Here is a 24,801-nt window from a genome sequence, read left to right as displayed (position 1 = left end):
ATGGAGGCTTTTTTTTTTATTAATTAACGGTTTTATTGCAGAAAAAATAATTTAAATCAAACTCATTGAATATCATTCATTTCAAGGTGTAATTATATTAAATATTAGACAAAACTTTCTTGTTAAAAAGCAAGTGGGATCAGAAAAATGATACTATTTTCGCGCCTAAAATTTTAAAACTACATTCAATGAAGAAACAATTACTCTTAACATTATTAGTAGGCATTGTCATTTCTTTTAATTCTTTTTCTCAAGAAGAAAATACGGCAACAGAAGCACTTTATAACAAGTGGTCTATAGATATAAGTGCAGGAATTAATAAACCCGTACGACCTGTAGTAACAGGTGCTTTTTCAGACACCCCTTCTCCTTTTAGCGTAAATTTTGGGGCTCGCTATATGTTTAATACAAAAGCTGGATTAAGAGTAGGTTTAGGATACAATAGTTTTAATGAAGGTGATGCCGATGTAGAATTTGAAAGTACCTTATATACGTTTTCTCTTGAAGGTGTTATTAACCTAGGTAACGTTCTAGATTTTAAAGAATGGACACAAGACTTCAGTATTCTTGCTCATGGAGGTATGGGATACGGTAGACTTACTTCAAAAACTCCAGTAGATAGAAGCTTCGGAGATGCTGATCAAGTATTAAGCGCTATTGTAGGAATTTCTCCTCAAGTGCGTTTATCAGACAGAGTATCGCTATTTGGAGATGTTACCGCAGTAGGAAACATAAGACAAAACTTAACTTTTGACGGAAGTGTTGTAAATAGAACCCTAAGAGGGTTTGATGGTTTCTATATAACAGGGTCTTTAGGAATACATATTGCTTTAGGTAAAAACCAAGTACATGCAGATTGGTATGTAGAGGAAACTATTGATACTGAAAAAATAGACGAGTTAGAAGAACGCCTTGCCAAAGTAGAAACAGATCTTATTGATACAGATCAAGATGGGGTTGCAGATTACCTAGATCGCGAAAAGAATACGGTATCTGGAGTAGCTGTAGATACGAAAGGATATGCAGTAGATGTAAATAAAAATGGGATCCCAGATGAGTTAGAAGCTGGACTAGCGGCTCAGTATGCTAAAAAGAGTGATTTAAAGAATATTTCTGCAAATAGTAATGATGTGATTGCAAAACTATTAAATGATGGATATGTGAATGTATATTTCCAATTTAATAGTACAAAACCTGAATTATATAGCTTAGATGCAATTAATTACTTAATCAAATATCTTTCTGCAAACCCAAGCAAAAATGCAGAACTTATAGGATATGCAGACGAAGTAGGAAACGCTACATACAACCAACAACTTTCAGAAAAAAGAGCAAAACGCGTATTTGATATTCTTGTAGCTTCTGGTATAGATGCAAACAGATTATCAATTACAGGAGCTGGTGAAGATACAGGAGTGACTTCCGCAGATGCAAGACAACTCGTACGTAGAGTAACTTTCAAACTTAAATAATAGTCTTTATAGACATTTGTGTTAATTCTTTCAAAGCCTCTGTTTTACAGGGGCTTTGTTAGTTAATAACTGGTTGATAAACTCTAGGTACGCTTTCGCGAAAGCGTACTCTGTATTCGTATTTTTAATAAAACCCAAAAATTATGAATGACAGGCCTAATGACATAAAGCGCATACGACCAGAAATTCCATCGGCAAGAGTTCACGATCAGATGAGTAGTGAAGAACGATTTCAAAACGAAACCATTCGCCCAATTATCAAATTACAAAGCCCATTACTCATTGAAGTTTTTCGTAATTATATTGCTAAGCATAAAAATGTATTTTACGACTTATCCATACAGAAAAGAACTGATTATATCGAAAATGCCATTCATAAAGACATGAAATTTCGTAATGGACTTAAAGGGATTATCATTGGGCAATTTACTGTAGAAGAATATCTTACATATATTCAAAACTCATCTGCACTGAATAAAAGAATGATGAATATTACAAAAGAACGTCTTCTTAGTAATGTTCAATTATTTGAACGACCTATTGCTTTAACAAAAGCGAGTTAATGCAAATTCCCAAAAATCAAAATAATGCACCTATAGACCCGTCATCTCCGATTGAGCTACTAGTGTTTATCGCATTACCTGTACTCTTAATTGTAGTATACTTTGTCGCTAGAAGAAAGCGTAAAAAATAAAACTTATTCCAGTAATGAAACGCCGTTTAAATCGGTGGTGAGTACATCACTCATATAATCAAAAAAGGGTCGTAAGAGTTTAAAATGATGTACTACTTTCGCTCCAAAATCTGGTGCATGTACCTCAGCATCTGTAAATGAATGCGTCACTACAAAGTTTTTAAGACGTATTAAATCAATATTGGGATCTTCTTTACTAAAACCTTTCGGAGCTGTTTTTACAGGATCCCATGCGTCAAATTTTCCTCCATACGCTTTCGCGAAAGCGGACTCAGCAAGAATATCACGTATGTCACTACTATCCATTTGAAATTCTGTGCGTATACGTAGTAAATCTTTAGGCTCAGGACTAAAAAAACCACCCGCAACTACAGACTTCCCTCCTGGTTCTAATCGCAAATAATATCCGCCTCTACGATGTGCTCCTGCCCTACTAAAACTTACACTACGATGTACATTATAGGGTGTTTTATCTTTACTAAAACGAACATCCCTATTGATCCGAAATACTTTTAACTTTTCTATTTCATCATCTTCATTAAGACCAGACTGGATATCGGCATAAAAGGCTTTCAAGGCTTTCTCACTAGCTTGATACTCTTTTTTATGTTCTGTCATCCAATCGCGGTGATTGTTTTTATGAAGGGATTTTAAAAATGTAAAAGATGATGTTGGTACCGTATTCATAGTCTAGGATATTTAAAGAACTAAAGATACTATTTTGTTATACTAATTCTGAATTAAAATTACAACTGCACATTGTGAAGCATTAAGCCACTAGGTTGAGCAATATGTTCTAGCTTTATGGTATTTCCTGGCACTAAGGTTTCTTTTATAAAATCTATACTTATTTTACCTTGTCCTAGATCAAATAAAGCGCCCATCATCAAACGTATTTGGTGCCTTTTAAACCCTTTTCCACATACTCGAAACATATAGCTTTCCTTTGGAAAAAAACTAGCGGTATAGAGTTTGTTTTTAATAATCTCGCTTACATCAAGGGTGCTAATGGTTTTGGTTTCTGGATTTGCTTTGTATGCATACGTTCTAAAATCATGCGTTCCTTCAAAAAGACGTGCCGCTTCTTTCATAAGAACTATATCTAATGGTGTATTGATATTCACCATATAGGGTGCTGCAAAAGGATGATTCTTTTCTCCATGAGAAAAAAGATAAATATATTCCTTTCCTATAGGAGCATCCATGACATTAAAGGCTTTATCTACTTCTGTAATTTCTAGACAACGAATATCCTGAGGTAAATTTGCATTAAAAAGCTCAAAAAAACCTTGATCAGGCAGCGGAGCATCTCTTAAAAATAATTCTACATACGCCACATTTGCAGATACTTTTGCATCTGTTCTTCCTGAAGCTAGTAATTTAAAATTTTTATGCTCCAAAACGTATGATAATGTACGCTCTACCATGCGCTCTACTGTAAGCACATCAGGTTGTTTTTGCCATCCATGGTATCTAAATCCTAAGTATTGGATTTTTAATAAGTAGTAAAAACGCTTGTCAAACATAGATGCGAATTTAGCTTTGAATTTTTTAATTTAATCTAGTAAAATCAAAAAATTTGTACATTGTTAGTACTAACAACCAAAAACAAACTAACAATGACTGAAACAATCAAACCTGGAAAAGGGTTCAAGATCATCGCTATTCTTGGACTTTTATGGAATTTAGTAGGTGTATTTTTTTGGGCAGCAGAAAACTTTATGATGACTGAAGAAGTAAAAGCTGCTATGCCACCAGAACGTTTAGAATTAATGGAAAGTGCTCCTTCATGGGGTGTAATTGTGTATGGCATTGCCACTATAGGCGGTGTTCTAGCTTGTATTTTATTATTAATGCGTAAGAAAGGGGCTGTATTGCTATTCTTACTTTCCTTACTGGCTATTATTATTCAAATGGGATATGGCATGTTTGTGATGAAATGGGGCGATATATTAGGCCCTGTAGATGCATACGTAATGCCAATTATCGTTATCATAATAGGAATCTTCTTATATATGTACAGTAAAAACAATGCCCAGAAAGGCGTATTGAGCTAAATATGATGTAACAGAAATAAGGTGTAAGCTACTTATATAGTACTTACACCTTATTTTATGCCTCAATATTCTTGGAAAAAAGAGTTTTTAAGTCTTGAAACAGATCTATACGTAGACGACAAGATTATTGGAAACTTTTATTTTGGGGCATTTTTGAAAAGTTACATCGAACTTTTAGAGAATAACTATACCGTTAAAAAAATCAATATTTGGAGTAGAGTCTATGAAGTTTATAAAAATGAAGAACAAACACCTATTGCAAAACTTACTTTTCCCTTTTGGGGTTTATCTGCCAAAATTGAATACAACAATACTGTATACAAAATGACGTATCGTACTTCTTTATTTTTATTTCACTTTAATGTATATCATCAAAATCAAAGTATATATAGCTATGATGCATCAAAATATAGAGGTCATATAAAGGTAACAGAAAAAGAAGACCCCTTTCTTATAATGCTAGGCCTATATTGTCATGCAAGGATACGTAGGAATCATTAATTGAGTTTAATATAAGCTATCTTAGTGTCGTGAAACACATACATGGTTTTTTGGCATCTCCTCCCCTGTGGGAAAATACACAATTTGAACTTGAACAGTTTACAATACCTAGTATAGATCTCGCTACATTCCAACCACAACCCATTCCTGAGAAACTACGGTTAGGACATCAAATAGAATATATATTCCACCAGATACTATCACATTCAGAGGATTATGAGGTTGTAGCCCATAATATTCAGATAAAAAAGGGAAATGACACTACAGGTGAGTTAGATTTTATTATACGCTTTCGCGAAAGCGGAAAACTCCTCCACATAGAGCTTACCTACAAATTTTATATCCTAGACCCTACTATCAATGAACCTATCCATAGATTAATGGGACCAAATAGAAAGGATCTATTTTTCACAAAACTGGAGAAAACAAAACAGAAACAATTACCCTTACTTCATACAGAAGAAGGCATTCAAGCTTTGAAAAAACTAGGAATAGATGCTTCTGAAATAGAACAACAAGTCCTATTTATGGGACAATTATTTACTCCGTATCATACACAAACGCCCTCTATTAGCCCCTTAAACAGGGCATGCATTGTAGGTTTTTGGATACGAATGAGTGATTTTGAATCGGAGGTTTTTAATGCTTATGAATATTATATTACCTATAAATACGAGTGGATTCACACACCACATCCGGATGTAACTTGGTCTTCGCATCTGGAAGTGCTGCAAGAAATAAGGTTAAAACACTCACAAAAACGAGCTCCCATTATATGGATTAAAAAACCAGTTGGATCTATAGAAAAGTGTTTTGTTGTCTGGTGGTAAAAACAACACCGTGTATTAAACAACAAAGTCTCTTACTCTTCTTTTTCTTTGTTTGACTTTTTGGGAAGTCGTTTTGCTTCTTTTAATGCCTTGTGCATCATCCATTCAATCTGTCCATTCACACTACGAAACTCGTCATCTGCCCATTTTTCAATTTGCTTAAACGTCTCTGGGTCAATCCGAAGGACAAATGATTTTCTCTTACTCACCTATTATGCATTTAGAGTTCCTGCATTTACCACAGGAATCGCTTCTTTATCTCCGCAAAGTACAACCATTAAATTACTTACCATAGATGCTTTTTTATCATCATCAAATTCAATGATATTATCTTTAGCTAACTGTTCCAATGCGTCTTCTACCATTCCTACAGCGCCTTCTACTATTTTCTTACGTGCTGCTACGATAGCAACCGCTTGTTGTCTTTTGAGCATGGCGCTTGCAATTTCTGGTGCATAGGCTAAATATCCTATTCTTGCTTCCATTACTTTTATTCCCGCAATTGCTAAACGTTCTGTGATTTCGTTTTCCAATGCTTCATTTACCTCATCCATACCTGATCGTAAAGTGAGCTCTGCTTGTGCATCATCAAAGTTATCATAAGGATATGAGCCTGCCAATTTTCGTACTGCAGCGTCTGTTTGAACTCTTACAAATTCTTCATAATTATCTACATCAAAAGCAGACTTATAAGTATCGCTTACTTGCCAAACTAAAATCACATTAATCATAATTGGATTTCCAATCTTATCATTTACTTTCACGCGTTCACTATCAAAATTTCTTGCTCTTAAAGAAATTTTCTGCCTTGTGTAAAAAGGGTTTGCCCAGAAAAACCCATTATCTCGCACTGTCCCCTTATACGCCCCAAATAAAACTAATACTTTAGAACTATTCGGATTTACAATAAAGAATCCTCTTATAATCAAGATTAATATAGGAATAAATAGTACAAATTCAGGACTTTCTGTGAGTACAATGCCTGTAATCATACCAACAATCAATATAAAGAACACAAGTAACATTACGTATCCACTTGTAGGTTTAATTTGTATTTCATTTTTCATAATAATATCATTTTGATATCACAATAATACTAATAATTTTGATATTTTAAAAATGATGTCTTCCTTATAATTTCTTAATTCTTCTGAACGAGGTAACATCTCAATATTTTTTTCGTCTTTTGTAGTATCAATCATTAGTACTTATGAAAATCAAATATCTCATCATTTTTTTCTTTTGTATCCATCTTTCACTGTTTGCTCAACAGGATTTTATTAAAGTAGAACATAATGAGGTGCTAGGTACCTTAACGTTTATTGCAACGGCAAGTAATCAGCCAGGTAGTGCACCATCTTATCAAAAATATATCAATGATGTTGTTGGTAACGACTCCGATTTTACATCACTTACTAAACGTTTTAGTGCTATAGATGTAGAGACCAGTATTCATAGAGAACAGTACCCAGAAAAAAGGCATCCTTTTACTAGTACCATGGACTTATTATGGATTGCTAGCGCAAATTCAACAAGTATAGATGATTTTGCAACCCGTACCATAGGCTACTTATCTCCCAACGAGCATACGGAGCTTATTGCCATTATGAAACAAGTACTGCCTTATTACAAAACACACATTTGGTCTGTAACTACTACGCAAAGAAATCAATTAGAGCAATCTATAGGAAATTATGTGCCTCAAATAGAACTATTATTCAATAAAGTCAATGTATTTTTAGGAAGCAATTGGTCTAAAAACACTCCGTTTAAAATCATGCTCTACCCTATCCCATTAAAAAGCGGAGGAACTACTGCTATTCCAAAAGGAAATAATTTAATCTGTTCATATCTATCAGGAAGAGAGAAAGAAGGTGAGGATATTATAGGAATCGCGATTCATGAAATGAACCATATTTTATTTGATGCACAACCCTTAGAATTGCAACAGAAAATTGACACTTGGTTCACCACTTCTAGCAATCCATATGCGGCTTTAGCATATGACTTTTTTGATGAAGGATTAGCAACTGCAGTCGGTAATGGTTGGGCGCATGAGCAACTTAACGGTGCATTAGACCCTGGCGAGTGGTACAGCTTTGAGTATATAAATGGTTATGGAAAAAAATTATATCCACTCGTAAAAACATACATGGATACAAATAAAACAATTGACAAGGCATTTATAGAAAAAGCTATTATTCTTTTTGGAGAAGCGTTTCCAAAAGCAATTACAGATTTGGATATTCTCATGAACAACCTCAACATCTTCTCACAAACAGAAGACAAAACTTTAATAGATGTCTATTTTGCAGGTGTTAGAGAGCGTTTTAGAATGCGTTCCGCCTATTTTTCTAGCCCTATTGACCATGAAGAGTCATTCACACGCTTACGCGAAAATAATAGAACAAAGCTTATCGTTATAGATAAAGATCAGGATCATATCTTGCAAATATTACAAGATAAGCTACCTACACTTCCTAAAAATATATCACCAAGTACTTCGTTCTTAACAAGCTTTTATGATGAGGAAACTCAAAGTACAATTGTTTTAGCAAACTGTCTAAAACAAGAAGACTATGCGCCACTAATGGACCAATTGAAAGCAGAAAAGTATATTACCTATGGTAAAATATTGAGGTTAAAATAAACTAGAAATAGTATATTTAACTCAAATTCTTCAAATAGATAGCTTTTGAAAAAATACCCTTTTGATGCTTCTTTAAAACATCATTTACTAGTTGGACTAGCACTCGCTATATGGATTTTCATATTCCTATACTTTACAGAACCTTTGGATGTAAATGAATTTGGTGATCGCGAAAAGCTTATATATCTGCCATTTTATGGACTTATTGGGGCTTTATGCTATATTATTATGCTTCCACTTCAAAGCTATTTGTATAAGCGCTCTCAGAAACAATGGTCATTAAGGAATGAAATCATATTCAATCTTGCTTTTATTACTTTTTCATTTGTAATGGCGCGTGTTTATTATATAAATGTAATTGTATATGGAGAATCAAATCCGTATACACTATGGTATTATACTACTAGTATTTTTATTCCTGCCATTGTAACGATATTGCCTATTGTATTAGCAGGAAGATGGGCCTTAGGAAAATATAAAAACAAACGTCTAGAAGAATCTAAAATTGAAATAAAAGGAGAAGGGAATTATGAAAGCTTACGATTACTCTTCAATGATTTAATTTGTATACAATCTTCAGATAATTATGTAGAAGTTTCTTTTTTGGATAACAATACACTTAAAAAGCAACTTATCAGAAATAAACTATCTGTTGTCGAAACCAACTTCCCTGAACTTATCCGAACGCATCGTTCATTTTTAATGAATCCTTATCATTTTCAATCTTGGAAAACCGAAAATGGGAAGCTAGGCATTGTAGCATCTAATGCTATTTTCATCCCAATATCAAAGACCTACGCCACAGCGGTAAAAACAACCATAAATTCTACCACAAACTAGCTACATTTCACCCCAAAGCCTCATATATAATAGACTGGTTGATTTTTGTGAAATACTTTTGAACCAGAAGTCAAACACAAAAAATCGATTATGAAAACTAAATTAACTACAGTACTCACCGCTTTATTTCTTATGGTATTTGCTTTCGCGAAAGCGCAAACATCATCATTATGCGATTGTAAAACAGATCTTGATTTTCTTGCTACTAAAATGCAAGATATGATCTCTTATAAAAAACAAATCAAAGGAGATAAGGTTACAGCATTTCAGAAAACGTACGCTACACTTTCTGAAGAAATGCAATCGCCCATTAGTAAAGTAGATTGCTTATTTAAACTAAATACATTATTAAGTGTTGTAAAAGATAAGCATGCAAGCATTTCTTCTAATGATATCTTAGTTACCAATGAGCAATATGCAGACACGCTCTATAGAGCTAATTTTAAACAAACTGCTATTTTTAAAGAGCATCCCAGAGTTACCAAAGACCTTGTTGCATTGCGCAAAGAATTGACTAAAGCTCCATTTGATGCTATAGAAGGTATTTATACGGATAAATATGTAGGTGAAATTGGAGTGTATAAAACAACTACAAAAGGCGAATATATTGCTGTGGTCTTAGAAGCAACATCAGATTTTTGGGGAACTGGGCAGATTGCATATCATATCAAAGCTATTACTGGAAATGAATATCAAGTATTGCGTTACCATCCTATATCTCGTAAACTATGGTTTCAGAAGTCTCTATTAGCTTATAATGGGAAGTTATGGGGACTTCAAAAGGAGTTGAATGGTCCCAACTATGTCGAGGCACCTTCTGAAAATAGTAATTGGGAATTCAAACAGCTTACTGATGATACACAGTACTTATATTTTGGCTCTTTTTCAAATAGAAAAAGTAATGTAGCGGCATTTAAGAAGTTTTATGCCGAAAACAAAGACAAGATAAATGCTCCTAATGTAATTGTAGATCTTCGTAATAATGGAGGTGGAAATTCTAAATACAGTGATCCTTTTGTGAAAATACTAAAGAAATCTGGTGCAAAAGTATATGTAATTACAAATTACTTTACAGGAAGTAATGGAGAACAGTTTACATTAAAACTAAAGAAGCTAAAAAATTCGGTTCACTTAGGACAACGTACCAATGGAATTATAGCATACGGTATGAACTACGGAACTAGCTATGATTCTCCTACTGGAAATTTCTCTTTCAAACCTACAGATATGAATTTTCACAAATTTATTCAATATGAAATGGTAGGTATACAACCAGAAATCTTACTAGATTTTTCTAGAGATTGGATCACACAAACACAAGAAATCATAGAAGGCCAGCTTCCATAACGATCGATATATAATGTGGAGGCCATTGCATTCGAGGTTTGACTTCTCGAATCGCAATGGCTTCTTTTTTTTAACATAACACACTAACAATCAGGTAATAATACGCTATTTCTACGATATCACCTTTAGTACTTTTAAAAAATAACTATAAAAAAATAAACGATGAGTTATTCTAAAAGACGTGCTCTGTTACCCGAGCAACCAGACTTAGTGATTATTATTACCGATCAAGAGAGAGCAACCCAACATTTCCCTCCAAATTGGGAATCTGAAAATTTAAAAACGATGACCTTTTTAAAGGAACATGGTTTTTCTTTTGATCGTGCATTTTGCAATTCTTGCATGTGTTCTCCCAGTAGGAGTACTCTTTTTACAGGTACATATCCTGCACAACATGGGGTTACACAAACACTTACTTGGGGAGGTCGCTACTCAAGTGCAGAGACCACATTAGATCCTAGTCTATTCAATATGGCTAGAATGTTACAACAAGAAGGCTATGATGTTCAGTACAGAGGAAAGTGGCATTTAAGTAAAGGTGATACAGAAAATGATTTAAGTTCATCACAAATAGCACTTACAGGTTTTCAGGGATGGATTGCACCTGATGCAGGAGAAGATGTAAAACCAGAAAATTTTGGTGGTGGTTTTGCTAACCATGATGAGAAGTACATAAAACAAGGAACCGATTATTTAAAAAGAATACGTAATGAAAGAGCATCAGGCAAAGCTCGAGTTCCATTTTGCTTGGTCTTATCATTAGTAAACCCTCATGATGTATTAGCATATCCTGATGGTCTAGATTATGGGTATACTGAAAAAGATTGGTCTTCTAGAGCTATTCATTTACCAACATCTGTCACTGAGGATTTATTGAAAAACAAAAAACCAATGGCGCAATTTCAAACGATGAAAGCCGCAGGGAAGTTATTAGGTGCATTACCCACTAGAGATGATAAATTAAATTATATCAACTTTTATGGGTATACACTTCAAAAAATAGATAGTCAAATTGGAGAATTTGTAGATGAGTTATATGCCGTTTCTTCGCAAGGAAAAAAACTAGCAGACGACGCTATTGTAATTCGTCTTTCTGACCATGGAGAAATGGGAATGGCACATGGCGGGATGCGTCAAAAAGCATTTAATGTGTATGAAGAAACACTAAGAGTTCCTATAGTAATTTCAAATCCTATTTTATTCCCTAAACACGATACGAGCGTTGTCAAATCATCAGACAACCTAGCCTCCTTGATTGACATCATGCCTACGATTGCTTCCTTGGTAGGTATTAAAGAACCCGCACGTTCTTTACAAGGCAAAAACTTAGTACCTATTATGAGAGATAATACAGAGGTTCAAGAGGCTATCATGTTTACATTTGACGATACAAAAGCAAGCTCTGCCGATGTTCCTTCTGCTGTGCTTGCCGCAAATAGAATACGGTGTATTCGTACAAGAAACTGGAAATATGCATATTATTTCCATGCTTTAGGAAGCTATCCAACAGAATATGAATTATATGACTTATCCAATGACCCTAAAGAGATGAATAATCTAGCATACAGTGATGACAAAGCAGTCCTTAAAATAAAGGAAGGGCTCGCAAATCAACTAGAAGAAGCAGAAAAGCATTTACTCAAACGTAAAACACTAATGCCTCAAGAAAATTAAGTTGCTCGGAACTCCTCTTCAAATAAATTATTTGAAGAGGAGTTATTTTATTTATGCCTAGCAATTAATGTTTTCTCTACACTACGAAGACCAAATCCTTTTGCTCGCAATAATACCATGAGATGAAAGATTAAGTCTGCACTTTCATTCAGAAATAATAAATCATTATCATCTTTTGCCTCAATAACTACCTCAACAGCTTCTTCTCCTACTTTTTGAGCTACTTTATTAATTCCTTTTTTAAATAAACTCGCCACATAGGAATTAGGATTATCCTCAGGATTATCTTTACGATCACGTATTACATCTTCTAAATGTGAAAAGAATCCATACTGTGGTAAATTACGCTCACCCCAACAGGTATCAGTACCTTTATGACATACAGGTCCTGTAGGTTCTGCGAGTACCAATAAACTATCTTGATCACAATCTATTTTAATATCTATAAGATCAAGATAATTGTTAGACTCCTCCCCTTTTGTCCATAGACGCTCTTTGCTTCTACTATAGAATGTTACTCTTTTTGAATCTAAGGTTTTTGAGTATGCTTCTTCATTCATATATCCAAGCATGAGTACACTCTTAGTTCTTGCGTCTTGTACAATCGCAGGAACTAAACCATCTGCAAATTTTGAAAAATCAATTGTCATATTCTTTTATTTTGAGGTTAGATTCGCACAGAAATTCCCTGTGCTTTTAATTCTTTTTTTAATTCTGGTATTGGTATTTCTCCAAAGTGAAAAACACTAGCAGCTAGTGCGGCATCTGCCTTTCCTTCAGTAAATGCATCTTTAAAGTGTTGTTTATTTCCCGCACCACCACTTGCGATAATTGGAATATTCAGCGTATCAGAAAGCCTTGCTAATGCTTCATTGGCAAAACCATCTTTCGTCCCATCGTTATCCATAGAAGTAAATAGGATTTCACCTGCACCGCGTTGTTCTACTTCTTTTGCCCAATCAAATAAATTAAGCGTTGTGGGCACTTTCCCGCCCACTAGATGAACAATCCATTCCCCATCTATATATTTAGCATCTATAGCAACTACAACGCATTGTGAGCCAAATTTGGCTGCCAATTCATTAATCAATTCGGGACGTTTTACCGCACTAGAATTGATAGATACTTTATCAGCGCCATTTTTAAGTAAAATATCAACATCATCTACAGAAGAGATTCCACCACCCACAGTAAATGGAATATTTACTTGTGAAGCTACTCTTAGTACAAGATCAGATAAGGTCTTTCTACGCTCTTCAGTAGCAGATATATCTAAAAAAACAAGCTCATCTGCTCCTGTATCTGAATATACTTTAGCAAGCTCTACTGGATCTCCTGCATCTCTAAGGTTTACAAAATTAGTTCCTTTAACGGTTCTTCCGTTTTTTATATCTAAACAGGGTATGATTCTTTTTACTATCATGTTTATAAGTACAAATAATGAACGACGAACGACGAACATCAAATTATAATTAATTAATTCTTTTTCTAACGGTTTTAATTGACGATACAGTAATTGCTAATAATTCATTTGCCTCAGAAATAAGCCTTGTTATTTCTTCTGGATTTACATCTGACACTTCTTTAAGTACTTCTAACCAGAACATACTTTCATCTGCTTCTTCCTCTACAATCTTCATTTTATGTATAAAATCACGATCTGACTTTGCTCTATTTGCTGCTCTATAATTAGCACCCACTGAACTAGAGGATCTTATTAATTGACGAATAAAGGCATCAAATTCTCTAGATTTTGGAAACTGTTTACAAAGCTCCCAGCAATCAATCGTGAATTTCTTTGTTCTCTTTTTCAAATCACGCATATGCATCAATTTTTAAGTTGATTGTTCTTTATTCGTTGTTCGTTTTTCATTATTCGTCATTCGTCATTCGTTTTTCATTATTCATCATTCGTCATTCGTTTTTCATTATTCATTATTCATCATTCGTCATTCGTCGTTCTATATTCTACATCTATTCATTCATGGTATTCAAATCTAATCCATCATAGAATCCTAATGGGCTATTGAGTATAGTTTTTACCCAAAAAGCTATTTGTCCTGTATGATAGCTATAATGCTCTACTGCATGAATCACACATCCCATTCCTGAAAAATGAAATCCTTGTACATAACGTTTTTTAAGCAATTGCTCTTCTGACGCATTTTGGATTGTATCCTTAACTTCTTGTACCGTAATTGCTAATTTTTCTAAAAGCGCTTCTTTGGAATATCCTTCTACGGCATCAAACTCTGCATCTCTATCACGAGTATCTTCTTGCTCTCCAACACTCGAAATGACATACTGAGTCATATTACCACATAGGTGTAAAATTTGATTTCCGAGACTATTACTCGACTGATTAGGACGTTGCCATACATGTGTCTCTTCAATTTTCTGAAAAGCAATAGTAATCATACGCGTACTCTCATCAATACGATAAAGCGTGTTTTCTTTAAAATCTGTCACCCAATGTGCTTCCATGCTTAGTGATTTAAGATAAAGGTTTCTAATTGTTTCAAAGTTATACGATTCTCATAAATAGCTTTCCCTATAATGGTACCTTCACAACCTAATTCAGCTAGTTTGGGTAATTCATCAAATGTTGAGATGCCTCCTGAGGCAATCAGTTTAATATTAGAACCACTTGATATACCCTCTGAAACTGTTATTATTTCTTTATATAGATCAAAGCTAGGCCCTTCTAACATACCGTCTTTACTAATATCTGTACAAATCACATATTGAGCTCCTTCTAATTGATAATTGGTTATAAACTCTACCACATCATCATCAGATGCTTCTAACCATCCAGAAATAGCAATTTTTCTATGATGAGCATCGGCTCCTAATATGATCTTATCGGCACCATATTTTCTTAGCCATTTTATGAATACTTCAGGTTTTTTAACTGCAATACTCCCACCAGTAATTTGAGAAGCCCCGCTTTCAAAAGCAATATGCAAATCTTGGTCTGTCTTTAAACCACCTCCAAAATCAATCTGTAAACTTGTTTTAGAAGCTATTTGTTCTAAAATCTTATGATTTACAATATGTTTGCTTTTTGCCCCATCTAAATCAACTAAATGTAGGTATTGAATCCCATGTGCTTCAAAGTTTTTTGCAACTTCTAACGGGTTTTCATTATATATTTTTTTGGTATCATAATCTCCTTTAGAAAGGCGTACACACTTTCCATCTATGATATCTATGGCTGGTATTATTCTCATTTTATGCCCGCAAAGGCGGGTATCTTTTTAATGGCTAACGCAGTGTAACCTATTTACTAATCGTTTTTCTAATTTCGTATTTGAATTTTACAATTCAAGAAAATTCTTCAAAATCTGTGCTCCCGTACTACTACTCTTTTCTGGATGAAATTGTGTTCCATAGAAGTTCGCTTTCGCGAAAGCGGCTCCATAAGGAATCCCATATTCACATACAGCTATGGTTTCATCTGTCACTGGCGCATAATAACTATGCACCATATATATAAATTCATTGTTTTCAACATTTTCAAATAACGGTCCTTTAAGACTCGTAATACTATTCCATTGGATTTGCGGGATTTTTACGCTTTCGCGAAAGCGTACCACATCTACATCAAAAATTTTTAACCCTTCGGTATCGCCTTCTTCTGAATAATTACACATAAGCTGCATGCCTAAACAAATTCCCAAAACGGGTTGTTGTAATTCAGGAATCAAACTATCCAAACCACTTTCTTTAAGCTTACGCATCGCACTACTCGCCTCGCCTACGCCAGGGAAAATTACCTTATCTGCATTTCTTATTTCTTCAGGATTATCACTTAAAGTTGCCGTAAACCCTAAGCGCTCTATAGCAAACTTAATGCTCTGAATATTCCCAGCTCCATAATCTATGATTACTATTTTCATATATCAAATACAAAGTTAGAAGTACGAAGTACAAAATTTATTTCTTTCATCTTATTTGCTGTTCTTTCTTGATGTCTTTATAGAAGCAACTGTAATTGCTAATAATTCTTTTGCTTCTGTATGTAATTTTTTTATTTGTGCATTCTTAGATGGTAATGCCATATTAAAAAGTTCAAGCCAATACATACTTTCATCTGTTTCTTCTTCTACTATCTTAAGTTTATTTATAAAATCTGCTGTAGATTTAGCTCTCTGAGAAGCTCTATAGTTTGCTCCAACAGAACTAGACGACCTAATTAACTGATTAACCCAAGCGTTAAATTCTCTAGATTTGGGTATTCCTTCACAAAAATTCCAACAATCGTATGCAAATTGTTTAGTTCTTTTCTTTAGATCCTGCATTTTGATAATTTATAAATATTTCTATTTCTTATTTTTGACCTTGTACTTTGTACTTTATTTACAACATTCCTTTTGTAGATGGCAAAATCATTTTGTCCGGATCTCTTTTAATAGCTACTTTAATTGCCTTAGCAAATGCTTTAAAAATAGCTTCAATCTTATGATGTTCATTGGTTCCTTCGGCTTTTATATTAAGATTTGCTTTGGCACCATCGGTAAATGATTTAAAAAAATGATAAAACATTTCTGTAGGCATTTTGCCAATCATTTCTCGTTTAAAATCGGCTTCCCATACTAACCAATTACGGCCGCCAAAATCTATGGCTGCTTGCGCTAGACAGTCATCCATAGGCAAACAGAATCCATATCGTTCTATTCCTAATTTGTTTCCTAGTGCGTCTGCAAAGATTTCACCTAATGCAATCGCAGTGTCTTCGATGGTATGGTGTTCATCTACTTCTAAGTCTCCTTTTACTTGTATATCCAAATCCATGGCGCCATGTCTGGCAAGCTGATCTAGCATATGATCAAAAAAAGCAATTCCTGTATGAATAGATGATTTTCCAGTACCGTCTAAGTTTAGGGTAATCTGGATATCGGTCTCATTTGTTTTTCGCGAAAGCGTACGTACTCTATCTTCTAACTTTAAAAACTCATAGATTTTTTGCCAATCATTACTTTCTAAAGCAATGTGTGTATCTAGTTCTTTGTCTGAAACCGTAGTCTCTCCTTCTCCAAGGTTTGTATTATCATTAATAAAAATCCCTTTAGAGCCTAGATTTTTAGCAAGTTCCATATCTGTAAGACGATCGCCAATGACAAAAGAATTTTCCAGATCATAATCTTCAGAAAAGTATGCTGTGAGTAATCCTGTACCTGGTTTACGTGTATTTGCATTCTCATGCGGAAATGTACGGTCTAAAAATACTTTATCAAAAACTACTCCTTCGTTTTCAAAAGACTTTAGAATAAAATTATGTACTGGCCAAAATGTATCTTCTGGAAAAACATCAGTTCCTAACCCATCTTGATTGGTAATCATCACTAGTTCATAATCTAACTCTTGTGCAATTTTACCAAGCCATGTAAATGCTTTGGGGTAAAAAATCATCTTTTCAAAAGCATCTATTTGCTCATCTGCTGTTTCTTTAATGATGGTCCCATCGCGATCTATAAATAAAACTTTCTTCTTCATTGTAGTATAAATTGTGACACTAATCTTACAATAGTGCGTTGTATTTTTTTTAATTTGAAATAGCTTTTAAAGCCGCTATTAATTGTTCGTTTTCCTGAGTCGTTCCTATCGTAAATCGCAAGGTATTTTTACACAGAGGTTGTGTACTTCGATTGCGAACTACGATTCCTTTTTCTACTAATTGTTGGTATCTTTTACCTGCATCATCTACCTGAACTAATAAAAAATTTGCTTCTGATGGAAATATTTTATTTACAAAATTAACATCAATTAAAGCTTTATATAAATAACCCTTATTATCTAGTATAGAGGATATTTCATTATTAAAATTATCTATTTTTGTAATATGTTTTATAGCTTTTTCTTGGGTTAATCCATTCACATTATAAGGCGGTTTTATCTTTTTAAGAATCTGAATAATTTCTGCAGATGCAAAAGTCATCCCTAACCGAATTCCTGCCATTCCATACGCTTTAGAAAGTGTTTGTGTGATGATTAAATTAGGATACTTTTCTAGTTTAGTAATCCAACTTGGAGAAGAAGCAAAATCAATATATGCTTCATCAATAACCACTACCCCATCAAACCGATTGAGAATCGTTTCTATCCTATCCTGTTCAATAAGATTTCCCGTGGGATTATTTGGAGAACACAAAAAAAGTAATTTTGTATATGCATCTACCTGCTTAAATATTGCTTCAATGTCTGGTTGAAAATCTTGCGTAAGTAACACCTCTCTATTTTCAATATCATTTGTATTTGCTAATACGTTATACATCCCATAGGTAGGTGGCAAACTAATCACATTATCTTTTCCTGGAACACAAAAGGCTCTAAAAATAAGGTCTAATACCTCATCACTTCCATTTCCAAATAGGATAGTATCTTCTGCTATTCCTTTCTGAGACGCTACAATGCTACGTAATGTACCCTGTTGCGGATCAGGATATCTATTTACACCATTATCAAAAGGGTTTTCATTAGCATCTAAAAACACCATGTCTTTGTCAAAATCTGTAAACTCATCTCTCGCAGAGCTATAAGCTTTCATTTTTGCAACATTTGCCCTAACAAGTTTATTGATATCAAATTTCTTTTCCATACCTATTAAGAAGTTGCCTTTTTAATTTTATCTAATCGCAATGTGACGGCGTTTTTATGAGCTCCAAGCCCCTCTGCAGCTGCCATCACCTCTATAGCGTTTCCTATGTTTTTAATTCCTTCTTCAGAAATTTTTTGAAATGTCATACTCTTTAAGAAGCTATCTAGGCTTACGCCACTATACTGCTTTGCATACCCGTTTGTAGGGAGTGTATGATTAGTTCCAGAGGCATAATCACCAGCACTTTCTGGCGTATAGTTACCAATAAACACAGAGCCCGCATTTTGTATTCCATTCACATAAAAATCTTCATTCTCCATGCAAATAATAAAATGTTCTGGACCATACTCATCTATCAATGCGAGTGCTGTTGCATCATCTTCTACATAAATGAGTTTACTATTATCTATTGCTTTTTGAGCTATACGCTTTCGCGAAAGCGTACTCATTTGCTCTTGAATTTCTTTTTCTACAGCAGTAATTAGATTACGCGAAGTAGATACCAAGATTACTTGACTATCGGTTCCGTGCTCTGCTTGGCTTAATAAATCGGAGGCTACGAAAGCTGCATCTGCTGTGTCATCTGCAACTACAAGCAATTCTGATGGGCCAGCTGGCATATCGATAGCTACACCATACTTTGTAGCGAGTTGTTTTGCTACGGTTACAAATTGATTACCCGGACCGAATATCTTATACACTTGTGGAATAGTTTCGGTTCCAAAAGTCATAGCTGCAATTGCCTGAATACCTCCTACCTTATAAATTCTAGTAACACCACATACTTGTGCGGCATAGATAATAGCAGGGTTTACAGCACCCTCTTTTGAAGGAGGTGTACATAATACAATCTCCTTGCAACCTGCAATTTTAGCAGGAATAGCCAGCATTAATATGGTTGAGAATAATGGAGCGGTTCCTCCAGGGATATAAAGACCTACTTTTTGAATAGGTCGCTTTTCTTGCCAACAAGACACACCTGGAGTAGTTTCTACTGTAATACGACCTGTTTGTTGGGCTTTATGAAATTTTTCAATGTTATTTTTTGCAAGTTGTATTGCCGCTTTCACTTCTTGATCTAACGCATCTATTGCTTGATCTATTTCTAAGGAAGACACCCTGTTTGACTTCAAAGTAACACCGTCAAAGATAGAAGTGTACTTAGCCACAGCTGCATCTCCTTTTTGATTTACTTCTTTAAAAATATCAATTACAGTAGCTTCTATATCTTCTACTGTTTGTGTAGGACGTCTAAGAATTTCTTTCCAATCGTTTGGTGGTGGTGTATATATTTTATTCATTACAATACCATTTTTTCAATTGGACATACTAAAATACCTTCAGCACCAGCAGATTTGAGCTGATCAATAACATCCCAAAACCTATTCTTATCGATCACACTATGCACACTACTCCACCCTTCTTCTGCCAATGGCAATACGGTAGGACTTCGCATACCAGGCAATATATCAATAACGTTATCTAATTTATTATCAGGTACATTCATTAGTACATAGCGACTATTTTGCCCTTTCAGAACACTTCTGATTCTGAATCGTAATTTTTCTAAAATTTCTTTACGTTCTTCAGATATATTTGGAGAAACAGTCAATACCGCCTCAGAGGTTAACATCACCTCTACCTCTTTTAAATTGTTTTTGAACAAGGTGCTTCCACTAGATACTATATCACATATACCATCCGCTAAACCAATATTAGGTGCGATCTCTACAGAACCATTAATAATATGTAGCTCTACTTCTACCCCTTTTTCTTTGAGGTAATTTTTAACGGTGTTTGGATATGAAGTAGCGATACGTTTTCCTTCAAAATCCTTAACAGAGCTATATGCATCATTTTTAGGTATTGCTAGCGAAACTCTACATTTTGAAAAGCCTAAACGCTCTATAATTTGAAGATCAGTTCCTTTTTCGATAAGAGTATTTTCACCTAGTATGGCTATATCTATAACACCATCTCTCAGATATTGAGGGATATCCCCATTACGTAGGTAAAAAACTTCTAAAGGAAAATCTCTTGCGGTTGTTTTCAATTGATCTCGACCGTTATCAATAGAAATCCCACAACTTTTAAGAAGCGCTAACGACTTCTCATTTAAACGCCCAGATTTTTGGACTGCAATTCTAATCTTTGTATTCATTTTTCTTTTTAATTATAGCTTGAGTCACCCAAAAACAAAAAACCCGTTTGAGTAACTCAAACGGGTTTTGATATCGTAAAATACAGGCATATCACTTTACCTCGCTTGAGCGATAGAAGTAAAATGATGATGATGTATTGTGTTGTTTTTCATAACTGGTACAAAAGTATTGCATTTTTTGTTAAAAACAAGTGTATAACACAATTTAATATTTACTTAACAGTAAAAAGTTTTTAGTAGATTTGATACGAAATCACTTACATCAGTTTAGGGAAAAACAGTAAATGAAAGGTTTTTGGGGCACTTTTTTTATATTTCTATTGTGGGCTACGGCCGGAATATATTACATACACACGAAAGAGGACAAAAATACCTCAAATACATCTGTCTCCAATAGTAGCATTTTAGAAAAAAAAGCGACCACCACTCTTCCTCCAAAAACCATAGAAATAGAAACACCTGAGGTTACTAACAATAGTTATGAAACTACCATTAACAATGCCGATATAGATACAACTGAAACTCCTGATACATCAATCAATGAGGTTAATAACAACAATCTATATATAAATGATAATACATCGGTAGATTCTCAATTACTAGCAGAAGAAATAAAAAAATCAATAGCTATAAGTGACACTATAGATATTGATAAAGATGAACCCACTATTGAATACAAAAGAGAAAGCATTATTAATGAAAATCCAAATGCATCTTCTCAAACTTTTTATCCTCGATATGCAAATACGGATCTTATTTTAGACAAAGAACTTATTTCATATGCTACTGAATTAAAAAAAATATTAAAAGAAAATCCAGACAAAAAGGTGACTATCATTGGGCATACAGATAATGTTGGTAACGCTGAAGATAACTTTAGGATAGGATTGAAAAAATCAAGGCAAATAAAATGGTATCTTACCGCTCGTAGAGGCATTAAAAGATCAAGAGTAACTGCTATATCCAGAGGTGAATCCAGCCCTATTGAAGATAATTCAAGTAACTGGGGCCGTAAAAAAAATAATAGAATTGAGATTATTGTTGATTAATAACATATCTGAAAACCAAGAAACTATATCTATCCCCATAGCCTATGTAGAAGCTTTTGTGATGATGTTTGGTGCGTTTGCAATTGGATATGCTGGAGCTACTCTATATGAGCGATACAAACGTAAAGCAACACAAGCAGCAGTAGATAGTGATATTGATCTTCTCAAAAAGGAAATACAAGATTTAAAGGAAGAAAACGAGCAACAAAACCGAAAGCTAAGCTATCGTAAAGACCGAATGGATCAAGAATACGAGCAGGTAAATTTTCAAAAAAGAGCTTTCTCTGAAGATGTATTATCTAAAGGCACCTCTGCCGCCACTTCTAGTACAGCTAAAATTGATTTTGAACGTATCGGATATGCAAGTGCTGAAATTAAAGACAATCTCCAAAAAATAACAGGCATAGGCCCTTACACAGAAACAAAGCTTAATGATCTAGGTATTTTTACTTTTGAACAAATAAGCAACTTCTCTGAAGAAGATATTATCGCTGTTACCAAACTAATTAAATTCTTTCCTGATCGTATTAAAAACGACCGTTGGGTTCCTAAAGCCCAACAACTTAAATTTGAGGTTGATCAACAAGCAAAATCTTCATCTTCTGAAGAGATAAAAAAAAAGATGACGAAGGTTAATTAAAACAATAGGTTTACAGTCCTATATACATTCCTCAACTTCTCCTATTTAGTACTATCATTTATCTTTATTTAAATCACATATAAGAAAATTACCTGTGCTGGGCATTAATACTAAATATGATAGGCTATTTCTTAGTAGATAATTCTCACTAAAACTAATCATCTATAAACATTATACCCTTCTACACAAATCAACCAAAACTAGATTTATTTTAGATATATAAAGCAAAAATCCCATCATAGAATCTATGATGGGATTTTATATCAATAAGGAAATACCTTATTCTACTAGAGAATTAGATTATTTACCTTCCATTTTTGCTTTAAGAGCTGCAAGAGCATCATTAGCATCACCTAATGTAGGTTTTGCCTCATCTGCTTGTGCTTTTGCTTTCTTAGCAGCTTGCTTAACGATTTTTGCTTCATCTTCCTTATGGATAACCATATGAGATGCTACAACACGCTTAAAGTCTTTATTAAACTCTATTACTTGGAATTGAGCTTCTTCACCTTTACCTAGTTTAGAACCATCTTCTTTCTCTAAGTGACGTGTAGGAACAAAAGCAGTGATATCTTCATTAAAGATAACAGTAGCTCCTTTATCTACGATTTCTGTAACACTAGCAGTATGCTTAGTACCAACTCCGAAATCAGATTCATACTTATCCCAAGGATTCTCTTCTATTTGCTTATGACCAAGACTTAATTTACGTCCTTCTACATCTAGCTCAAGAACAACTACTTCTAGTTTGTCACCTACAGCACAGAATTCTGATGGATGTTTTACTTTCTTAGTCCAAGAAAGATCAGAGATATAGATTAATCCATCAATACCTTCTTCTAATTCTAAGAATACTCCAAAGTTTGTGAAGTTACGCACAACACCTTCATGACGTGAACCAACTGGGTATTTTGAAGTAATATCTGTCCATGGATCTGGAGCAAGTTGCTTGATACCAAGGCTCATCTTACGATCTTCACGATCCAATGTAAGAACAACCGCTTCTACCTCATCACCTACTTTTACAAAATCTTGCGCACTACGTAAGTGTGTACTCCAAGACATTTCACTTACGTGAATTAATCCTTCTACACCTTCTTCTACTTCAATAAATGCACCGTAGTCAGCAATAACAACTACTTTACCTTTTACTTTATCTCCAATTTTAAGCGTTTCACTTAATGCATCCCATGGGTGCTTAGAAAGTTGCTTAAGACCTAATTGGATACGTGTTTTATCCTCATCAAAGTCAAGGATTACAACATTTAATTTCTGATCAAGCTCAACAATCTCATTCGGGTGGTTGATACGAGACCAAGAAAGGTCAGTAATATGGATAAGTCCATCAACACCTCCAAGATCAACAAATACTCCGTAAGAAGTAACATTCTTAACAACTCCTTCAAGTACTTGACCTTTTTCAAGCTGCCCGATGATCTCTTTTTTCTGCTCTTCGATATCTGCTTCGATAAGCGCTTTATGAGATACAACAACATTTTTAAATTCGTGATTGATTTTTACAACCTTGAATTCCATTGTTTTATTTACATATTGATCGTAATCACGAATAGGCTTCACGTCTATTTGTGATCCTGGTAAGAATGCTTCGATTCCAAAAACGTCAACGATCATTCCTCCTTTAGTACGTGCTTTTACAAACCCGTTTACGATAGTTCCTTCATCGTGAGCTGCATTTACACGATCCCATGCTTTAATTACACGAGCTTTACGGTGAGATAATACTAATTGACCTGTAGCGTCTTCACGTACATCAATAAGTACTTCTACTTTATCTCCTTCTTTAAGATCTGGGTTGTAACGAAACTCGTTAAGAGAGATTACACCTTCAGACTTTGCATTGATATCAATAATAGCATCGCGATCAGTAATATTAATTACAGTTCCTTCTACTACCTCATCATTAAGAGTATCAACAAAATTCTTTGCCACTAAAGCTTCAAATTCTTCTAGTTGCTCATCGTCTACTACGTCAATACCTTCTTCGTATTTTTCCCAGTTAAAGTCTTTAAGAAATTGTTCTGGATTTGCTTGAGCAGGAGATTGCTCAACTTTTGGTGCTGCTTTTACAGCTTCTTCCTGAACTTCAGGATTTTTAGTTTCTTCAGCCATTTGCTAAAAATTACATCAGTACGAGAAATAACTTTCTATTACTGATGGGTTTTGTATTTTACGCTTTCGCGAAAGCTCTTTAAACCTCAAAACCGTAAAAGTGGTTTTTATTGTTTTATATATTCCTTTAATGACGGCTTTCCAAAGGTTGCCAAAAA

Annotated in this window: 27 protein-coding genes; 11 read left to right on the top strand and 16 right to left on the bottom strand. The window is 34.3% G+C overall.

The genetic code is table 11. The features are described from left to right. The first annotated feature begins 188 nt into the window (after nucleotides 1–188). Both CHB80_RS21975 and CHB80_RS21970 read left to right on the top strand, forming a co-directional pair. A complete protein-coding gene (locus tag CHB80_RS21975) occupies nucleotides 189–1,472 on the top strand; it encodes an OmpA family protein (RefSeq protein ID WP_089373676.1) in 1,284 nt (427 codons plus the stop codon). 143 nt (nucleotides 1,473–1,615) lie between these two features. Continuing rightward, entirely contained in the window at nucleotides 1,616–2,035 is a 420-nt protein-coding gene (locus CHB80_RS21970) for a glyoxalase (RefSeq protein ID WP_089373675.1), read from the top strand. A gap of 134 nt (nucleotides 2,036–2,169) precedes the next feature. Here CHB80_RS21970 and CHB80_RS21965 read toward each other — a convergent pair whose 3' ends face one another. Together CHB80_RS21965 and CHB80_RS21960 are read right to left on the bottom strand one after the other, a co-directional pair. Then, complete coding sequence (locus CHB80_RS21965; RefSeq protein WP_089373674.1) at nucleotides 2,170–2,853, bottom strand: DUF2461 domain-containing protein; 684 nt, start codon at nucleotides 2,851–2,853, stop codon at nucleotides 2,170–2,172. A gap of 59 nt (nucleotides 2,854–2,912) precedes the next feature. Next, nucleotides 2,913–3,692, bottom strand: a complete 780-nt coding sequence (locus CHB80_RS21960; protein WP_089373673.1) for a tRNA pseudouridine synthase A — start codon at nucleotides 3,690–3,692, stop codon at nucleotides 2,913–2,915. 93 nt (nucleotides 3,693–3,785) lie between these two features. Between CHB80_RS21960 and CHB80_RS21955 the strand changes: the two genes are divergently transcribed. The 3 genes from CHB80_RS21955 to CHB80_RS21945 are packed head-to-tail and all read left to right on the top strand — an operon-like array spanning nucleotide 3,786 to nucleotide 5,554. After that, a complete protein-coding gene (locus CHB80_RS21955; RefSeq protein ID WP_089373672.1) occupies nucleotides 3,786–4,223 on the top strand; it encodes a hypothetical protein in 438 nt (145 codons plus the stop codon). A 57-nt stretch (nucleotides 4,224–4,280) separates the two neighbouring features. Beyond that, a complete protein-coding gene (locus tag CHB80_RS21950) occupies nucleotides 4,281–4,724 on the top strand; it encodes a hypothetical protein (protein WP_089373671.1) in 444 nt (147 codons plus the stop codon). A 29-nt stretch (nucleotides 4,725–4,753) separates the two neighbouring features. Beyond that, complete coding sequence (locus tag CHB80_RS21945; RefSeq protein WP_179218245.1) at nucleotides 4,754–5,554, top strand: DUF1853 family protein; 801 nt, start codon at nucleotides 4,754–4,756, stop codon at nucleotides 5,552–5,554. Between the two features lie 32 nt (nucleotides 5,555–5,586). Here the strand turns inward: CHB80_RS21945 and CHB80_RS21940 are convergent, their stop codons facing one another. Both CHB80_RS21940 and CHB80_RS21935 read right to left on the bottom strand, forming a co-directional pair. Next, the gene (locus CHB80_RS21940) at nucleotides 5,587–5,763 is read right to left on the bottom strand and encodes an Arc family DNA binding domain-containing protein (RefSeq protein ID WP_089373669.1); all 177 of its coding nucleotides are present in this window, start codon (nucleotides 5,761–5,763) and stop codon (nucleotides 5,587–5,589) included. 3 nt (nucleotides 5,764–5,766) lie between these two features. After that, complete coding sequence (locus CHB80_RS21935; protein WP_089373668.1) at nucleotides 5,767–6,621, bottom strand: SPFH domain-containing protein; 855 nt, start codon at nucleotides 6,619–6,621, stop codon at nucleotides 5,767–5,769. Between the two features lie 143 nt (nucleotides 6,622–6,764). Here CHB80_RS21935 and CHB80_RS21930 point away from each other — a divergent pair, with 143 nt between their 5' ends. The 4 genes from CHB80_RS21930 (at nucleotide 6,765) to CHB80_RS21915 (ending at nucleotide 12,065) form a co-directional block, all read left to right on the top strand. Further along, complete coding sequence (locus tag CHB80_RS21930; protein ID WP_089373667.1) at nucleotides 6,765–8,204, top strand: hypothetical protein; 1,440 nt, start codon at nucleotides 6,765–6,767, stop codon at nucleotides 8,202–8,204. 45 nt (nucleotides 8,205–8,249) lie between these two features. Continuing rightward, the gene (locus tag CHB80_RS21925) at nucleotides 8,250–9,044 is read left to right on the top strand and encodes a LytTR family DNA-binding domain-containing protein (RefSeq protein ID WP_089373666.1); all 795 of its coding nucleotides are present in this window, start codon (nucleotides 8,250–8,252) and stop codon (nucleotides 9,042–9,044) included. Between the two features lie 90 nt (nucleotides 9,045–9,134). After that, nucleotides 9,135–10,391, top strand: a complete 1,257-nt coding sequence (locus CHB80_RS21920) for a S41 family peptidase (protein ID WP_089373665.1) — start codon at nucleotides 9,135–9,137, stop codon at nucleotides 10,389–10,391. Between the two features lie 162 nt (nucleotides 10,392–10,553). Continuing rightward, nucleotides 10,554–12,065, top strand: a complete 1,512-nt coding sequence (locus CHB80_RS21915; RefSeq protein WP_089373664.1) for a sulfatase-like hydrolase/transferase — start codon at nucleotides 10,554–10,556, stop codon at nucleotides 12,063–12,065. A gap of 47 nt (nucleotides 12,066–12,112) precedes the next feature. Here CHB80_RS21915 and hisIE read toward each other — a convergent pair whose 3' ends face one another. The 11 genes from hisIE to hisG form a co-directional block, all read right to left on the bottom strand. Then, a complete protein-coding gene (hisIE, locus tag CHB80_RS21910; RefSeq protein ID WP_089373663.1) occupies nucleotides 12,113–12,715 on the bottom strand; it encodes a bifunctional phosphoribosyl-AMP cyclohydrolase/phosphoribosyl-ATP diphosphatase HisIE in 603 nt (200 codons plus the stop codon). A 17-nt stretch (nucleotides 12,716–12,732) separates the two neighbouring features. Next, nucleotides 12,733–13,488: an imidazole glycerol phosphate synthase subunit HisF gene (gene hisF / locus CHB80_RS21905; protein WP_089373662.1), complete on the bottom strand. Its 756-nt coding sequence runs from the start codon at nucleotides 13,486–13,488 to the stop codon at nucleotides 12,733–12,735. A gap of 49 nt (nucleotides 13,489–13,537) precedes the next feature. After that, a complete protein-coding gene (locus CHB80_RS21900; RefSeq protein WP_089373753.1) occupies nucleotides 13,538–13,888 on the bottom strand; it encodes a four helix bundle protein in 351 nt (116 codons plus the stop codon). Nucleotides 13,889–14,039: 151 nt separating this feature from the next. Continuing rightward, entirely contained in the window at nucleotides 14,040–14,549 is a 510-nt protein-coding gene (locus tag CHB80_RS21895) for a DinB family protein (RefSeq protein WP_089373661.1), read from the bottom strand. Between the two features lie 2 nt (nucleotides 14,550–14,551). Then, nucleotides 14,552–15,295, bottom strand: a complete 744-nt coding sequence (hisA, locus tag CHB80_RS21890) for a 1-(5-phosphoribosyl)-5-[(5-phosphoribosylamino)methylideneamino]imidazole-4-carboxamide isomerase (protein WP_089373660.1) — start codon at nucleotides 15,293–15,295, stop codon at nucleotides 14,552–14,554. Nucleotides 15,296–15,382: 87 nt separating this feature from the next. After that, nucleotides 15,383–15,964 (bottom strand): imidazole glycerol phosphate synthase subunit HisH, encoded by a 582-nt coding sequence (hisH, locus tag CHB80_RS21885; protein ID WP_089373659.1) that lies wholly within the window; start codon nucleotides 15,962–15,964, stop codon nucleotides 15,383–15,385. A gap of 51 nt (nucleotides 15,965–16,015) precedes the next feature. After that, the gene (locus tag CHB80_RS21880; RefSeq protein ID WP_179218244.1) at nucleotides 16,016–16,366 is read right to left on the bottom strand and encodes a four helix bundle protein; all 351 of its coding nucleotides are present in this window, start codon (nucleotides 16,364–16,366) and stop codon (nucleotides 16,016–16,018) included. A 58-nt stretch (nucleotides 16,367–16,424) separates the two neighbouring features. After that, nucleotides 16,425–17,561, bottom strand: a complete 1,137-nt coding sequence (gene hisB / locus CHB80_RS21875) for a bifunctional histidinol-phosphatase/imidazoleglycerol-phosphate dehydratase HisB (RefSeq protein ID WP_089373657.1) — start codon at nucleotides 17,559–17,561, stop codon at nucleotides 16,425–16,427. Between the two features lie 49 nt (nucleotides 17,562–17,610). Beyond that, nucleotides 17,611–18,663 (bottom strand): histidinol-phosphate transaminase, encoded by a 1,053-nt coding sequence (gene hisC / locus CHB80_RS21870; RefSeq protein WP_089373656.1) that lies wholly within the window; start codon nucleotides 18,661–18,663, stop codon nucleotides 17,611–17,613. A gap of 5 nt (nucleotides 18,664–18,668) precedes the next feature. Further along, complete coding sequence (gene hisD, locus CHB80_RS21865) at nucleotides 18,669–19,964, bottom strand: histidinol dehydrogenase (protein ID WP_089373655.1); 1,296 nt, start codon at nucleotides 19,962–19,964, stop codon at nucleotides 18,669–18,671. Then, complete coding sequence (hisG, locus tag CHB80_RS21860; protein ID WP_089373654.1) at nucleotides 19,964–20,824, bottom strand: ATP phosphoribosyltransferase; 861 nt, start codon at nucleotides 20,822–20,824, stop codon at nucleotides 19,964–19,966. Before hisG ends, hisD begins: the two co-directional genes overlap by 1 nt. A gap of 284 nt (nucleotides 20,825–21,108) precedes the next feature. On the opposite strand from hisG, the gene CHB80_RS21855 reads away from it, so the two are divergent. Then, the gene (locus CHB80_RS21855; protein WP_089373653.1) at nucleotides 21,109–21,873 is read left to right on the top strand and encodes an OmpA family protein; all 765 of its coding nucleotides are present in this window, start codon (nucleotides 21,109–21,111) and stop codon (nucleotides 21,871–21,873) included. Continuing rightward, complete coding sequence (locus CHB80_RS21850) at nucleotides 21,854–22,513, top strand: hypothetical protein (RefSeq protein WP_143337216.1); 660 nt, start codon at nucleotides 21,854–21,856, stop codon at nucleotides 22,511–22,513. The genes CHB80_RS21855 and CHB80_RS21850 overlap by 20 nt, the downstream gene beginning before the upstream one ends. Nucleotides 22,514–22,813: 300 nt before the next feature. Here CHB80_RS21850 and rpsA read toward each other — a convergent pair whose 3' ends face one another. Continuing rightward, on the bottom strand, nucleotides 22,814–24,643 hold the full coding sequence (rpsA, locus tag CHB80_RS21845; RefSeq protein WP_089373651.1) for a 30S ribosomal protein S1: 1,830 nt from the start codon (nucleotides 24,641–24,643) through the stop codon (nucleotides 22,814–22,816). Nucleotides 24,644–24,801: the final 158 nt, after the last annotated feature.

It is taken from the genome of Dokdonia pacifica (assembly GCF_900188275.1).
Lineage (GTDB): Bacteria > Bacteroidota > Bacteroidia > Flavobacteriales > Flavobacteriaceae > Dokdonia > Dokdonia pacifica.
This window is presented reverse-complemented; position numbering and strand designations above follow the sequence as displayed.

What these genes read in the sequence shown, in the direction of transcription:
- CHB80_RS21975 (WP_089373676.1), top strand. Translation starts at nt 189, where the DNA reads ATGAAGAAACAATTACTCTTAACATTATTAGTAGGCATTGTCATTTCT.
- CHB80_RS21970 (WP_089373675.1), top strand. Translation starts at nt 1,616, where the DNA reads ATGAATGACAGGCCTAATGACATAAAGCGCATACGACCAGAAATTCCA.
- CHB80_RS21965 (WP_089373674.1), bottom strand. Translation starts at nt 2,853, where the DNA reads ATGAATACGGTACCAACATCATCTTTTACATTTTTAAAATCCCTTCAT.
- CHB80_RS21960 (WP_089373673.1), bottom strand. Translation starts at nt 3,692, where the DNA reads ATGTTTGACAAGCGTTTTTACTACTTATTAAAAATCCAATACTTAGGA.
- CHB80_RS21955 (WP_089373672.1), top strand. Translation starts at nt 3,786, where the DNA reads ATGACTGAAACAATCAAACCTGGAAAAGGGTTCAAGATCATCGCTATT.
- CHB80_RS21950 (WP_089373671.1), top strand. Translation starts at nt 4,281, where the DNA reads ATGCCTCAATATTCTTGGAAAAAAGAGTTTTTAAGTCTTGAAACAGAT.
- CHB80_RS21935 (WP_089373668.1), bottom strand. Translation starts at nt 6,621, where the DNA reads ATGAAAAATGAAATACAAATTAAACCTACAAGTGGATACGTAATGTTA.
- CHB80_RS21930 (WP_089373667.1), top strand. Translation starts at nt 6,765, where the DNA reads ATGAAAATCAAATATCTCATCATTTTTTTCTTTTGTATCCATCTTTCA.
- CHB80_RS21920 (WP_089373665.1), top strand. Translation starts at nt 9,135, where the DNA reads ATGAAAACTAAATTAACTACAGTACTCACCGCTTTATTTCTTATGGTA.
- CHB80_RS21915 (WP_089373664.1), top strand. Translation starts at nt 10,554, where the DNA reads ATGAGTTATTCTAAAAGACGTGCTCTGTTACCCGAGCAACCAGACTTA.
- hisIE (WP_089373663.1), bottom strand. Translation starts at nt 12,715, where the DNA reads ATGACAATTGATTTTTCAAAATTTGCAGATGGTTTAGTTCCTGCGATT.
- hisF (WP_089373662.1), bottom strand. Translation starts at nt 13,488, where the DNA reads ATGATAGTAAAAAGAATCATACCCTGTTTAGATATAAAAAACGGAAGA.
- CHB80_RS21900 (WP_089373753.1), bottom strand. Translation starts at nt 13,888, where the DNA reads ATGCGTGATTTGAAAAAGAGAACAAAGAAATTCACGATTGATTGCTGG.
- CHB80_RS21895 (WP_089373661.1), bottom strand. Translation starts at nt 14,549, where the DNA reads ATGGAAGCACATTGGGTGACAGATTTTAAAGAAAACACGCTTTATCGT.
- hisA (WP_089373660.1), bottom strand. Translation starts at nt 15,295, where the DNA reads ATGAGAATAATACCAGCCATAGATATCATAGATGGAAAGTGTGTACGC.
- hisH (WP_089373659.1), bottom strand. Translation starts at nt 15,964, where the DNA reads ATGAAAATAGTAATCATAGATTATGGAGCTGGGAATATTCAGAGCATT.
- CHB80_RS21880 (WP_179218244.1), bottom strand. Translation starts at nt 16,366, where the DNA reads ATGCAGGATCTAAAGAAAAGAACTAAACAATTTGCATACGATTGTTGG.
- hisB (WP_089373657.1), bottom strand. Translation starts at nt 17,561, where the DNA reads ATGAAGAAGAAAGTTTTATTTATAGATCGCGATGGGACCATCATTAAA.
- hisC (WP_089373656.1), bottom strand. Translation starts at nt 18,663, where the DNA reads ATGGAAAAGAAATTTGATATCAATAAACTTGTTAGGGCAAATGTTGCA.
- hisD (WP_089373655.1), bottom strand. Translation starts at nt 19,964, where the DNA reads ATGAATAAAATATATACACCACCACCAAACGATTGGAAAGAAATTCTT.
- hisG (WP_089373654.1), bottom strand. Translation starts at nt 20,824, where the DNA reads ATGAATACAAAGATTAGAATTGCAGTCCAAAAATCTGGGCGTTTAAAT.
- CHB80_RS21855 (WP_089373653.1), top strand. Translation starts at nt 21,109, where the DNA reads ATGAAAGGTTTTTGGGGCACTTTTTTTATATTTCTATTGTGGGCTACG.
- rpsA (WP_089373651.1), bottom strand. Translation starts at nt 24,643, where the DNA reads ATGGCTGAAGAAACTAAAAATCCTGAAGTTCAGGAAGAAGCTGTAAAA.